This is a genomic window from Porphyromonas sp. oral taxon 279 str. F0450 (assembly GCF_000292995.1).
Lineage (GTDB): Bacteria > Bacteroidota > Bacteroidia > Bacteroidales > Porphyromonadaceae > Porphyromonas > Porphyromonas pasteri.
The window spans coordinates 46,271-60,322 of sequence record NZ_ALKJ01000016.1 but is presented as its reverse complement, the minus strand read 5'-3'; the positions used below and the strand labels follow the sequence as shown (position 1 = coordinate 60,322).

General features: G+C 57.1%; 9 protein-coding genes and 1 riboswitch. Of the genes, 3 read left to right on the top strand and 6 right to left on the bottom strand.

Annotated features, from left to right (window positions below; all coding sequences use genetic code 11):
- The first annotated feature begins 22 nt into the window (after positions 1–22).
- The 3 genes from HMPREF1323_RS03155 to lpxA are packed head-to-tail and all read left to right on the top strand — an operon-like array spanning position 23 to position 5,366.
- Positions 23–3,226 (top strand): efflux RND transporter permease subunit, encoded by a 3,204-nt coding sequence (locus HMPREF1323_RS03155; protein WP_009432789.1) that lies wholly within the window; start codon positions 23–25, stop codon positions 3,224–3,226.
- Positions 3,210–4,586, top strand: coding sequence for an efflux transporter outer membrane subunit (locus HMPREF1323_RS03150; RefSeq protein WP_009432695.1), 1,377 nt, complete (start codon positions 3,210–3,212; stop codon positions 4,584–4,586). Before HMPREF1323_RS03155 ends, HMPREF1323_RS03150 begins: the two co-directional genes overlap by 17 nt.
- 12 nt (positions 4,587–4,598) lie before the next feature.
- Positions 4,599–5,366 carry an acyl-ACP--UDP-N-acetylglucosamine O-acyltransferase gene (gene lpxA, locus HMPREF1323_RS03145; protein ID WP_009432682.1) on the top strand — a complete coding sequence of 256 codons (768 nt, stop codon included), beginning with the start codon at positions 4,599–4,601 and terminating at the stop codon, positions 5,364–5,366.
- Between the two features lie 742 nt (positions 5,367–6,108).
- On the opposite strand, the gene HMPREF1323_RS03140 is transcribed toward lpxA, so the two are convergent.
- The 6 genes from HMPREF1323_RS03140 to spt form a co-directional block, all read right to left on the bottom strand.
- Positions 6,109–6,864 carry a succinate dehydrogenase/fumarate reductase iron-sulfur subunit gene (locus tag HMPREF1323_RS03140; protein WP_009432722.1) on the bottom strand — a complete coding sequence of 252 codons (756 nt, stop codon included), beginning with the start codon at positions 6,862–6,864 and terminating at the stop codon, positions 6,109–6,111.
- 19 nt (positions 6,865–6,883) lie between these two features.
- Positions 6,884–8,827 carry a fumarate reductase/succinate dehydrogenase flavoprotein subunit gene (locus HMPREF1323_RS03135; protein WP_044123974.1) on the bottom strand — a complete coding sequence of 648 codons (1,944 nt, stop codon included), beginning with the start codon at positions 8,825–8,827 and terminating at the stop codon, positions 6,884–6,886.
- Positions 8,828–8,870: 43 nt separating this feature from the next.
- A complete protein-coding gene (locus HMPREF1323_RS03130) occupies positions 8,871–9,578 on the bottom strand; it encodes a fumarate reductase (RefSeq protein WP_044123973.1) in 708 nt (235 codons plus the stop codon).
- Positions 9,579–9,898: 320 nt separating this feature from the next.
- The gene (locus HMPREF1323_RS03125) at positions 9,899–10,927 is read right to left on the bottom strand and encodes an acyltransferase family protein (protein ID WP_009432814.1); all 1,029 of its coding nucleotides are present in this window, start codon (positions 10,925–10,927) and stop codon (positions 9,899–9,901) included.
- Positions 10,928–11,187: 260 nt separating this feature from the next.
- A riboswitch (cobalamin riboswitch) is annotated at positions 11,188–11,421 on the bottom strand.
- A 4-nt stretch (positions 11,422–11,425) separates the two neighbouring features.
- Positions 11,426–12,397: an ecotin family protein gene (locus tag HMPREF1323_RS08955; RefSeq protein ID WP_009432794.1), complete on the bottom strand. Its 972-nt coding sequence runs from the start codon at positions 12,395–12,397 to the stop codon at positions 11,426–11,428.
- Between the two features lie 105 nt (positions 12,398–12,502).
- Entirely contained in the window at positions 12,503–13,702 is a 1,200-nt protein-coding gene (gene spt, locus HMPREF1323_RS03115) for a serine palmitoyltransferase (RefSeq protein WP_044115721.1), read from the bottom strand.
- Positions 13,703–14,052: the final 350 nt, after the last annotated feature.

The window sequence follows — 14,052 nt, the reverse complement described above, 5'->3', positions numbered from 1 at the left end:
TTAACCGGAAGCATATAGAGCAATGAATTTCGATAGATTTATTACCCGCCCCGTGCTCTCGACGGTGATCTCCATCATCATCGTCATCCTCGGGGTCATCGGGCTCATACAGCTGCCTATCGAGCAGTACCCCAACCTCGCACCGCCTACCGTACAGGTCTCCACAGCCTACGCAGGTGCGGACGCCCAGACGGTGCTCAACTCCGTCATCATCCCCCTCGAAGAGCAGATCAACGGGGTCGAAGGCATGACCTACATGACCTCTACCGCCACGAACTCGGGTGGCGCCTCCATCACCGTCTACTTCAAGGAAGGTACCGACCCCGACATGGCAGCGGTGAACGTGCAGAACCGCGTGCAGCAGGCCCAGTCCCTCCTCCCCGCTGACGTAGTGCGCGTCGGGGTGACGACGCAGAAGCGCCAGTCAAGCATGCTCCTCGTCTATTCGCTGACGAGCGAAGACGGGAGATACGATGCACAGTTCCTCGCGAACTACGCCGACATCAACATCCTGCCCGCGCTGAAGCGTGTACCTGGTGTCGGCTCGGCAAACACCTTCAGCCAAGACACCTACGCCATGCGCCTCTGGCTCGACCCCGACAAGATGCGCGCCTACTCCCTCGTCCCCAGCGACGTCTCAGGCATCCTCTCGGCGCAGAACTTCGAGGCCGCCCCAGGGAGCCTCGGCGAGTCGGGTGACCGCACCTATGAATATTCGCTCCGCTACAAGGGACGTCTGAAGAGCATCCCCGAGTACGAGAACATCATCATCAAGTCCGACGATGCGGGCAACATCATCCGCCTCAAGGACGTGGCGAAGATCGAGCTGGGCTCCCTCAGCTACAGCAGTAACTCCCTCTCCGATGGCAATCCCGCCGTCACGGGGATGGTCTCGCAGATCGCAGGCTCCAACGCTAACGATATCGTCACCGCCATCAAGGCCGAGATCAAGGAGCTGGAGAAGGACTTCCCTCCTGGCATGAAGATGACCTACGTCCTCGACGTCACGGACTTCCTCTACGCCTCTATCTGGCACGTCATCCAGACGCTCCTCGAGGCCTTCCTCCTCGTCTTCATCGTCGTCTACCTCTTCCTGCAGGACTTCCGCAGCACGCTCATCCCCGCCATCGCGGTGCCCGTGTCGCTCGTCGGTACGTTCTTCTTCCTCCAGATCTTCGGCTTCTCGCTGAACCTCCTCACGCTCTCGGCACTGGTGCTGGCGATCGCTATCGTCGTGGATGACGCCATCGTCGTCGTCGAGGCCGTGCACGCCAAGCTGGACGAGGGCTACGACTCCGCCCGCACGGCCAGTATGGACGCTATGCATGAGATCTCGGGCGCTATCATCTCCATCACGCTCGTCATGGCTGCGGTCTTCGTGCCCGTGTCGTTCATCTCGGGGATCAGCGGTACGTTCTACCGTGAGTTCGGGGTCACGATGGCCGTCTCTATCGTCATCTCGGCCGTCAACGCTCTGACGCTTAGCCCCACGCTCTGCGCCCTACTGCTCAAGCCTCACAAGGGTCACGAGGGGAAGAAGCTCAGCTTCATCGACCGCTTCCATCTGGCCTTCAACGCCGTGTATGAGAATCGCGTCCTGCGCCCCTACCGCAAGGGTGTCGAGTTCTTCGTGCGCCATCGCGTCACCTCGGGCCTCATCGTGCTGGTAAGTATCGTCATCATGGTCGTCCTGATGAAGTTCAACAGTAGCGAGCTCGTGCCTCAGGAAGATACGGGTACGGTGATGGTCACTGTCGCCACACCTCCAGGTACCAGCCGCGAGAAGACGGAGAAGGTGCTCAAGGATATCGCCGACGTAGCGAAGGCACAGGACGGTGTCGAGCAGGCGATGAGCATCTCGGGCTTCAGCCTCATAGGTGGCTCGGGCTCGAACTACGGCTCGATGTTCATCCGTATGAAGCCCTTCGGTGAGCGTAAGACGACGACGAGTGAGATCGCAGGCAAGCTCTTCGCCTATGGCGCTACCATCAAGGATGCCTCCGTACTGGCGATGACCCCACCGATGGTCCCGGGCTATGGTATGGCCTCGGGCGTATCGCTGACGATGCTCGACAAGACGGGGGGCGAGCTGGATAAGTTCTTCGCCGAGACGCAGAAGTTCCTCGCCGCACTCAATGCACGTCCCGAGGTCGCCTATGCGATGACGCAGTACAACCCCAGCTTCCCCCAGTACGTCATCGACGTCGACGTAGCCGCTACGATGCGTGCCGGGACGACACCGCAGACCGTCCTCTCCACCCTGCAGGGCTACTTCGGGGGGATGTACGTGGCGAACTTCAATAGCTACGGTAAGCTCTACCGCGTGCTCCTGCAGTCCGCCCCCGAGCAGCGCCTCGACATCAACGCCCTGAGCAATATCTATGTGCGTACCGGCACGGGTGAGATGGCACCTATCACCTCCTTCATCACCACGGAGAAGGTCTACGGCCCTGCGAGTGTGAACCGCTTCAACCTCTACACCTCTATCGACGTGATGGCCTCCCCCGCCCCAGGCTATGCCACGGGGGACGTACTGAAGGCCGTCTCCGAGGTCGCCAGCTCGACGCTCTCGGCAGGCTACAGCTACGACTACGCGGGTCTGACGCGTGAGGAGCAGGGCTCATCAGATACGACAGCGCTCATCTTCGGCCTCTGTCTGCTCTTCGTCTACCTCATCCTGAGTGCGCAGTACGAGAGCTACCTTCTGCCCTTCTCGGTCATCCTCTCCATCCCCTTCGGGCTCTCGGGTGCCTTCATCTTCTCGAATATCTTCGGGCATACGAACAATATCTATATGCAGATCGCTCTGATTATGCTCATCGGTCTCTTGGCAAAGAACGCCATCCTCATCGTCGAATTCGCTCTGGACCGCCGCCGCACAGGTATGACGATCACGTGGAGTGCGATCCTCGGGGCGGTGGCTCGTCTGCGCCCCATCTTGATGACCTCGCTTGCGATGATCGTGGGGCTCCTCCCGCTGATGTTCGCCAGTGGTGTCGGGGCTAATGGGAACTCCACGCTCGGTGCCAGCACCGTCGGCGGGATGCTCATCGGGATGATCCTGCAGATCTTCATCGTCCCCGCCCTCTTCGTCGTCTTCCAGAGCCTGCAGGAGCGCTTCAAGCCCCTACGCTTCGACGACATCATCACCTCGAAGCCCTCGGGTGAGATCCTTCAGTTCTCCAACACCTCCAAGACCGAATCACAAGATGACGCTCAAGCATAGCCTTCCCCTCCTCGCCCTCAGCCTCACACTCACAGGCTGTGGCGTCTACAAGAAGTATCAGCGTCCCACGGTAGACACCTGCGTCTACCGTGGCGACAAGATCGACACGCTGAGCCAAGACACGACGTCCTTCGGGCAGACGCCCTGGCGTGCGCTCTTCACCGATGCGCCCCTGCAGGCACTCATCGAGAAGGCCCTCCAGCAGAATGTCGACCTACTCTCGGCGAACCTCTCCACCCAGCAGGCAGAGGCCCAGCTCAAGGCCGCCCGCCTCTCCTTCTTCCCCTCGCTGACGCTCGCCCCCTCGATCTCGGCAGGTAAGACCGAGGGCGCACCCGCCAGCTACAGCTACACGCTGCCCGTGCAGGCCAGCTGGCAGGTGGATCTCTTCGGCTCGCTGCTGAATGCCTCCCGCTCGACGCAGGCCCAGCTCCTCCGTGCTCAGGCCTACCAGCAGCTCGTCCGTGGCCGTGTCATCGCGAGCGTGGCGAATAGCTACTACACGCTGCTGATGCTCGACCGCCAGCTCCAGCTCACCCGCTCGGCTGCCGAGCTCGCCGCCCACACCCTCGAGGTGATGCAGGCGCAGAAGGACTTCGGCCGGGCTATGGAGTCCTCCGTGCAGTCCGCCCGTGCCAACCTCCATCAGGTAGAGGCCTCCATCCCCGAGATCGAGCGCCAGATCACCACGACGGAGAATGCGCTGGCCCTCCTCCTCGGCGAGTCGCCTCGCACCTATAGCCGCTCCACGCTCGAGGCGCAGCAGCTCCCCAGCACCTTCGCCGTCGGTGTACCCGCTCAGCTACTCTCGGCACGCCCCGATGTGCGCGTAGCGGAGATGGCTCTGGCCAGCTGCTACTATCAGACGAATAGTGCACGTGCCGCCTTCTACCCCTCGCTCAACATCTCGGGGAGCGCAGGCTGGACGGGCGCCCTTGGGCAGGCCGTATCGAACCCGATGAAGTTCATCGCCTCGGCTCTTGCCTCACTGGCACAGCCCATCTTCGCCAATGGTAAGCTCGTCGCAGGCCTTCGCGTAGCTGAGGCGGAGGAAGAGAAGGCACGTCTGGCGTTCCAGCAAAGCCTCTACAATGCCGGTGCTGAGGTAAGCAATGCCCTCGCCCTCTATGAGGCCTCCGAGGCGAAGATCAAGGCCGAGACCCTACAGATCGAGAGCCTCGAGAAGAATGTCGAGATCGTCGAGACCCTCTTCAAGACGGGGAAGACCTCCTCTTATCTCGAGGTCATCACCGCCCAGCAGGCACTCCTGCAGGCCCAGCTCTCGCAGATTCAAGACCGCTTCAGCAAGATGCAGGCCGTCGTCAACCTCTATAATGCCCTCGGCGGAGGCGCCCAGTAATCCCCTATCGCTATGATCAGTCCACAAGCCTTCATCGCACCTGGCGCCCAGATCGGCGCCCGTGTGACGATCTATCCCTTCGCCTACATCGAGGACGACGTCGTCATCGGTGACGACTGCACCATCTACCCGCACGTCAGCCTGATGAATGGCACACGCATCGGTAGTGGCAACACCATCTATCAGAATGCCGTGCTCGGTGCCTCGCCCCAGGACTTCTCCTACAAGGGCGAGAAGTCCACACTCATCATCGGCGACAACAACGTGATCCGTGAGAACGTAGTCATCAGCCGTGCCTCCCGCAGCGACGTCTCCACCGTCATCGGCAGTGGGAACATCCTTATGGAGGGCACCCACATCTCGCACAACTGTCAGGTAGGTGATCAGAATGTCTTCGGCTATGCCGTCAAGATCGCCTGCGACTGCACTATCGGTAGCCGCTCGATCTTCAGTAGCGGCGTCACGGCCAAGCCCCGCTGTCGCATCGGTGATCTGGCGTTCATCCTCACGGGCTGCCGCTTCGGCGAAGACGTACCGCCCTTCATCACCGTCAAGGACAACCCCGCCGTCTACGCTGGGATCCATGCGGGCATGCTCTCCAAGGCAGGTATCGACGAGCGCACACAGCGCCATCTCGCTATGGCTTATCGCCTGGTCTTCAATGGTAAGATCAGCCTCTACGACGCCATCCTGCAGATCGAAGAGCAGGTACCTGACGGTCCCGAAGTCCAGCAGGTCATCGCCTTCCTCCGCTCTTCCGAGGGCCTTATTATGAAGTAAGGCCCCGCTGCTCTCTCCCCGTCGGGCAGGCTGAGATATGCCCTACCCATACAGTCCGAGACCCTGCCGTGCGATGCACAGCAGGGCCTCGGACTATCTATGTAGCCGTGTACAGGGACGGAGATTCACCTGCCGACCAATATAGCTTCGCACTACCCTCCTCTATGGAGACTGTTGCTCCGCGTAGGGATAAAAGTTGTGGACGAGTGGCAAATAAGTTTGGGCTACGTACGTGGCTCTAATATCTACGTACGTGGACATTTGGATTTACGTGCCTAGTCTTTAAGACTACGTGCGTAGACAGAGGAAAACCACTATATGAAGGCGCTTTTTCCTTCACGAGAAGGACACTTTTCCCTTCGCAGGATAAGAGGAATACGCGCAATAAGGCGAAGGGCTTGCGTGTCGCTTCGGAGAGGTGTATCGGGGAGCTGGGCGCACGATGCCTTAGCACTCTAAATGGAGGGCAGGACTCTACCGCAACTGTCTCCTATGGGTATGGTCAGCGCCTTTCGGGAAAACAAAGAAGCCTCCCCGCAGACGAAGTGCAGGGAGGCTATAATGCGATCGCCCGTCCTCAGGAGCCGTGGGCTCAGGAGGGCGGGCGATACTACACCAATCTAACCTATTCAATCCAGGAGGTGAATCCTGAAGAGAGCGATGGTAGTCGGCTCCGAAGGACTTCTCCCGCGAAGGGGAGAAGCCGCCACAGGAGGCCGAAGAGAGGGATTCGTCTCGGAGCTTAGTCCTTGAACTTAGCAGCGAGGAACTCGCGGTTCAGACGAGCGATATTGGAGATCGAGATATTCTTGGGGCATTCGACTTCGCAAGCACGAGTGTTCGTACAGTTACCGAAGCCCAGCTCATCCATCTTAGCGACCATAGCCTTAGCACGGCGGGCAGCTTCGACACGACCCTGTGGGAGGAGAGCCAGCTGGCTGACCTTAGCAGAGACGAAGAGCATAGCCGAGCCGTTCTTACAAGCTGCTGCGCAGGCACCGCAACCGATACAAGCAGCAGCGTCCATAGCCATGTCGGCGTTAGCCTTAGGGATGGGGATAGCGTTAGCATCGGGTACACCACCTGTATTGACCGACACGAAGCCACCAGCCTGGATGATCTTGTCGTAGGCCGAGCGGTCTACCATGAGGTCACGGATGATGGGGAAGCCAGCCGAGCGCCAAGGCTCGATGGTGATCGTATCACCATCGTTGAAGCGACGCATGTGCAGCTGACAGGTCGTGATGCTATCATCGGGCCCGTGGGGATGCCCATTGATGTAGAGCGAGCACATACCGCAGATACCTTCGCGGCAGTCGTGGTCGAAGACAACGGGCTCCTTGCCTTCGCGTACGAGCTGCTCGTTGAGGATATCGAGCATCTCCAGGAAGGAGCTACCCTGAGAGATATTCTGCAGGTCGTAGGTTTCGAACGCACCCTTTACCTCGGGGCCACGCTGACGCCAGACCTTAACCTTGATATTTATATTCTTGTCCATTGTGGATGTTGGCTTGGGGTTAGTTCTTATAGTTACGCTGCTGACGTACGACGAACTCGTAGTCCAGAGGTTCCTTCAGAAGGACGGGATCCTGATCTTCGCCCTGGTACTCCCAGCAGGAGACGTAAGCGAACTGATCATCGTGGCGCAGGGCTTCACCTTCGGGCGTCTGGTGCTCGAGGCGGAAGTGACCACCGCAGCTCTCTTCACGGTCGTGAGCGTCACGAGCCATAAGTTCGCCGATCTCGATGAAGTCAGCCAGACGAAGAGCCTTCTCGAGCTCCACGTTGAGGTCATCAGCCTTACCAGGGATACGGACGTCGCTCCAGAATTCCTTCTTCAGAGCCTTGAGCTCGACGATAGCCTTCTCGAGGCCTTCGCGCTCGCGACCCATACCTACGAAGTCCCACATGATGTGACCGAGCTTCTTGTGGAGGCTGTCGACGGACTGCTTACCCTTGATGCTCATCAGGCGAGCGATACGATCCTGGATACCCTTTTCAGCTTCGTCGAACTCAGGACGGTCCGTGCTGAAGCGGGGCACCTGAATCTGGTCAGCCAGATAGTTCTGGATCGTGTAGGGCAGTACGAAGTAGCCGTCAGCGAGCCCCTGCATCAGAGCCGAAGCACCGAGGCGGTTAGCACCGTGGTCGGAGAAGTTAGCTTCACCGATAGCGAAGAGGCCAGGGACAGAGGTCATGAGCTCGTAGTCCACCCAGATACCACCCATCGTGTAGTGGATAGCGGGATAGATCATCATCGGCGTCTCATAGGGATTGTCGTTGGTGATCTTTTCGTACATCTGGAAGAGGTTACCATAGCGAGCTTCTACGACATCCTTACCAAGACGCTTGATAGCGCTGGAGAAGTCGAGGAAGACAGCCAGACCCGTGTTGTTGACACCGTAGCCAGCGTCGCAGCGTTCCTTAGCAGCACGGCTGGCGACGTCACGAGGCACGAGGTTACCGAAGGCGGGATAGCGACGCTCGAGGTAGTAGTCACGATCCTCCTCCTTGATATCGGTAGGACGAAGCGTACCTGCCTGGAGCTTCTTAGCGTCTTCGATATTCTTGGGGACCCAGATACGGCCGTCATTACGGAGCGACTCAGACATCAGCGTAAGCTTAGACTGGAATTCGCCGTGGACGGGGATACACGTGGGGTGGATCTGTGCCATACAGGGGTTAGCGAAGTAAGCACCCTTCTTGTAGCACTGCCATGCAGCTGAGCCGTTAGAGGCCATAGCGTTCGTGGAGAGGAAGAAGGCGTTACCATAGCCACCGGTACCGATGACGACAGCGTGAGCGGCGAAGCGCTCGATCTTACCCGTGACGAGGTTACGGGCGATGATACCACGAGCACGGCCATCGATGATGACGACGTCGAGCATCTCGTGGCGGGTGTACATCTTCACCGTGCCCTTACCGACCTGGCGGCTCAGTGCAGAGTAAGCACCGAGGAGGAGCTGCTGCCCCGTCTGACCACGAGCGTAGAATGTACGAGAGACCTGTGCCCCCCCGAAGGAGCGGTTGTCGAGAAGGCCGCCGTATTCGCGAGCGAAAGGCACACCCTGAGCGACGCACTGGTCGATGATGCTATTAGCCACTTCGGCCAGACGATAGACGTTTGCTTCGCGAGCACGGTAGTCACCACCCTTGATCGTATCGTAGAAGAGGCGGTAGACGGAGTCACCATCGTTCTGGTAGTTCTTAGCAGCATTGATACCCCCCTGAGCAGCGATCGAGTGTGCACGACGGGGAGAGTCCTGGATACAGAAGTTCAAGACGTTGAAGCCCATCTCAGCGAGCGAGGCAGCAGCGGAGGCACCAGCCAAGCCCGTACCGACGACGATGATGTCGAGGCGGCGCTTGTTTGCAGGGTTGACGAGCTTCTGATGGTCCTTATAGGAGGTCCACTTCTCGGCCAATGGGCCGGCGGGGATCTTCGAATCTATCTTAGACATAATCTTAGAGGTATGGATAGCTTACTTGTGGGATGAACTGTGGTTAGCAATACCACAAGGAGCCCCCGCAGAGGGCTTGGATGAAATAATAGATCACGACGACAGCGAAGCCGAGGACGATGATCGTCGTATAGATGTTGGAGATGCAACGCAGACGCTCGAACCAGACGCGGTTGTTGAAGCCGATGGTGTGCAGTGAGCTCCAGAAGCCGTGTGACAGGTGGAACCACAGTGAGCCCAGCCAGATGAGGTAGAGGACTACGAAGATGGGATTAGAGAAGGTGTAGCGGATCAGGCCAGCACCATCCGTAGGACCAGTGACGCCATCGATACCGAGGTCATGCTGACCGATGATCTCTGCGAGCTGCATCTTTGCCCAGAAGTTGAAGAGGTGCAGGAAGATCCCGAGGACGATGATGACACCGAGAGCCATCATGTTCTGCGACGCCCACTCGACCCCCTTAGGCTTGTCGACGACATCATAGCGGTCGTTACCGCGAGCCTTGCGATTCTGAAGCGTCAGGATGAAGGCATAGACGATGTGGACGATGAAGAGGACTGCCAGCCCCATCGAAGCGACCAGAGCATACCAGTTAGCTCCGAGGAACTCACACACGGCGTTGTAGGCTTCTTCAGAGAAGAGCGCCACAAGGTTCATCGACATGTGGAAGGTCAGGAACAGGATAAGCGCAAGGCCTGAGATGCTCATGACCAGCTTACGCCCGATCGAAGATTTAATTAACCACGACATAAAGTTGCTATTTAATTGATTCTATGTTATTGCCTTCTTGTGGAGATATATTGCTATTGTGCAAGACATTAGGGCGCCCCATAGCTGTGTCGGGACACACCTCCTCATGCAATGCACGCTACAAAGATAGCTTAATTAGGTATATGCCGTACTAACATTAGCGAAAAAAAGGCATAATCCTACCACTGCATATACCTCATAGTAGGTACATACACCACAAAACTGACGCACCACAGCGCGGCTACCTACCTATATATAGCTAACCATATCGCTGTATCAGCGAGAAGAGAAGAGGGGGAGAAAGTAAAAATGAGACTACCTCAAGCACGCACCAAGACGCGGAGATAGCGAGCAATGAGATAGGCGCCGAATATAGTGGCAGTATAAACCACTACAAGGTAAAGTAGTGGCGACTGAATATAGATGACTGGGCTCCTAAAGAAGTTCACGAAGGACATATGCAGAAGGTAGGTCTCAAGCGATATACCACCGAGCCACATCAGAGCACTCCCAAGGGGGCCGTGCGCACGTCGCATAAACAAGTCCGTCATCCCCCAAGCTTTGCTAAGAGCCGTGAGCATCACAGGCAGGGCGAAGTAAGCAAGATGGCTGATGAAGATCAGCACTATAGACTGATTCGGGAAGGTCAGCACACTCCATGTATATACCCCCATCAAGAGTAGTACTGCAGGAAGGCAGAGGATGCGATACGACTTTATCTGCTTATATATACTCCTCTCGTAGATAGCATAGGCCACACCCACCGAGAAGCAAAGAGGATAGCGGAGCCAGTAGTATCCGAAGCTGGCCTGCCATGCGGCTAACATAAGGAGGAGCGTAAGCAAGATGAGCACGAGTACAGCCCTACCCCAACGTCGGACATATCGGAAGGAGAAGTAGAAGAACACATAGAGCAGTATCAATTCCAAGAGATACCACGCAGCCGTCTCAGGGCCAGGAATGCCAAACTTCCAAATCAAGAGGTTAAACTTAAGTCGCTCCAGCGCTTGAGGAATATGATTAAATCCCTCTCCGGCAAAGAGGAAGAAGAGTGCCACAGCATAGAAGAAGAGGAATGGCTTAATGAGCCCCCAGAGCCTCCGAGGGAGCCAACCCGTCCAAAGAGCAGACGGTGTAGGAGTAGGTGTACGAAGGGTACGCAGACGCAGCTGGGTCATCAGCCCATAGCCCGAGAGGAAAAAGAAGAAGACCAGGGCAAGCGGTGTGAGGAAATTGCACACACGTAGCCACAGGAGCGCCTCATCAGGCTGGCACAGTGAGCTGATATGCGTCCCTACAATAAACAAGGAGAGGGCTCCCTTTAGAGCTACCGAAAATTCCTTGGGCAAAGTCGAATCTACCACGTCGATGATTACTTATTAGACATCTGCTATAGTACAAAGATATAGCATCCGGAGGCATCACAACGAATAAGCCTCAGGCAGGAGTCCTGACCCGCGAGTTTCCCCACCGTCCTGGACGCCACCTGAGGCATATCCACTAAATCATTACGGCAAAAGTACCACTGCCCACTTTATTCAAAAGAGCGGACATCCTCTTTGGGGAATAAATTCCAAGCATAGAGACCCACACTTGTAGCTTTCCTCGAAGCATTTTGAATGAGCGTTGCAGGTCTTCTGACTCGCGCACCTTGTCTCCCAGCCACCCTTCCCAGAGACACAGAACCTCCAGTGGTCAGGGCTTCGACATAGCCCTCGGCAGGGAGCAGTATGATGCACATACAGCAGCGGGACTGTTCGAGATTCTCACTCGATTCCCTTTTAAGCCCGACACACAGCACACAGATCTTCGCGTGTCAGGCACAACGCCTTTACAAAGATACGATATTATCTCTGATCACCATCCATCTGCGCACTCAGATTGCGCTGTGGCTGTCTGTCGCTGGTCAACAGCTCGCGCTTGCCCTCTGGACGGTAGCAGCGAGTGAGCAACGTGAAGCGATCGGGTATATACACCGTGACCGATTCGCCAGCATTACGCAGGACCACGAGGCCCATGTGCCGGATGAGTTTTTCTTCCAGTCGAGCATCAGGGCAGCCCATGCGAGTGGACATGGTCTTGCCATCACTCTTGAAGATGTAGGGAAGGTTCAGCCCTTCAGCTTCCATATCGAGCTCGAACTTTCCGCTCAGTACATGGATATTGCAGTCGACCTTCTTCCGTATGCACGGGATCAGCTCAATATAGTAGTCTGGGCTATTGCCCTTATGACGCTCGGGAGCGGTGATGACGTAGGCCGTATAGCCTCGCTTGCGGGGAAGCTTACTGGCCGCGGAGTCTGGGCTGACCTTCGTCGCCTTGCCCATAGCGCGCCAGATACGGTAGACGACACGCACACTATCATTGATCGTGATAGCCAGCTCCTTATTACCACGGAAGGGCAGAAGGAGGGGCTCACCATAGAGGAAGGGCTTAGGATCCAGACCCTTGATAGGCTTGTCGAAGGCTGAGATAATCCCCTCGCCATGCTGATAGCGGTAGGAGGAGAAGACATCCACCTGGGTACTGGGTACGAAGCGCCCATCGAGGCTGGTGTGCGTCGGGTCGGTATTGGGAAGAGCCGGTACGATCTCCACTCGGAAGTCCTCGAGGGGGCTGGCATGTGGGAGCGTCAGGCGGTAAGTATGCGGGGGGAGCGGGACCTTAGAGTAGTCTTCGGTATAGCTGACGACTCCCTCGCGAGCCTGATCACCCTCTTCACCATTCTGCCCATCGTGGGCAGCTCGACAGCTGGGGCTAAGCAGGACAAGAGCAATAAAAGCTAAGAGGGAGGTTAGGTGGGCGCTTGAAGTAGTCATACATCGTCGATAGATGAGCTATCTACTAAGATCAACGGGTATCCCCCCGAATTTATTTCGATAGGATACCCGTAATAATCTTTTTCTTCTGAGCGACGCTTGTTTCTAAGCCTGAGGATGGAGTGGAATGTCCAGGGCCTTGAAGACCTTGACGAGCGCCTCGATAGCGCGGTCAAGCTGCTCATAGGTATGGGTAGCCATGAGCGAGAAGCGGATCAGCGTATCGCCAGGAGCGACAGCTGGAGCCACGACGGGATTGACGAAGACACCTTCCTCGAAGAGCAGAGCTGTCACGCGGAAGGTCTTCTCATTATCACGGATAAAGAGGGGGATGATAGGCGTCGAGGTATTACCGATCTCGAAGCCCAGCTTACGGAAGCGATCCAGGCAGTAAGCCGTCTTCTCGCGGAGCGATGCTACACGCTCGGGCTCACGAAGCATGATCTCCAGAGCCTTGGAGGCAGCAGCCGTCGAGGCAGGCGTACAGCTGGCGCTGAAGATATAGGAGCGAGCGTGGTGGCGGAGATAGTTGATGAGTACCTTGCTACCAGCGATGAAGCCACCGAGAGAGGCGAAGCTCTTACTGAAGGTACCCATGAGGAGGTCGACCTGATCAGTCAGACCGAAGTGGTTACACGTACCGCGACCGTGGTCACCGAGTACGCCGAAGCCGTGAGCTTCGTCGACCATCACCGAGGCGTTGTACTTCTTCGCCAGACGCACGATCTCGGGGAGATTGCACAGGTCACCCTCCATGCTGAAGACACCGTCGACGACGATGAGCTTGATGCGATCGGGGTCGCACTGCTTGAGTCGACGCTCGAGAGCTTCCATATCATTGTGCTTGTAGCGGAGGCTCTTAGCGGGAGAGAGGCGGATACCCTCGATGATCGAAGCGTGATCGAGTGCATCCCAGATGATATAGTCTTCACGGCCAAGGAGGCAGGAGATGACCCCGAGGTTGACCTGGAAGCCCGTGGAGAAGATGATGGCATCTTCCTTGCCGACGAAGGCAGCCAGCTGCTTTTCCAGCTCGAGGTGCGTATCGAGGGTACCGTTGAGGAAGCGGCTCCCTGCACATCCCGTACCATACTTCTCCGTAGCGGCGATAGCAGCAGCCTTGATCTCGGGATGGTTCGTCAGTCCGAGGTACGAGTTCGACCCGAACATGAGGACCTTACGGCCATCGATGACGACCTCGGTATCCTGGTCGCTTTCTATCTTTCGGAAGTAGGGATAAATCCCTGCAGCCTGAGCCTTCTGGGGCTCGGTAAAGGATGCTAATTTCTGCTCAAGTAAGTTCATCTTATATCGGTCAAGCATCCGCCCATAGTGCGAAACGGGCACCTCACGGGCGCTCTCACCATGGAGTGCGCGATGGGCGGACTGGGTCGGGGAGCTGCGATCGCAAGGAGCGCCACAGCCCGGACACCTATAGTAATAGAGCTCTTATTAGAGGTGGAGGAAAGGCCTCCACACGAGCGTTATAAATACGGGCAAAAGTACACATTTTCCCCTAATTCGTGCACCGCACATTCACCTAAGCCGCTTTTCCAGTGCAAATGCGGGACAAACAGCGCCCTCCAAACAGCCTGAAAAGCCATAACCTCTCCCCTACTTCCGCAGCCGAAATCACGATGCCTTGGCACCACTGC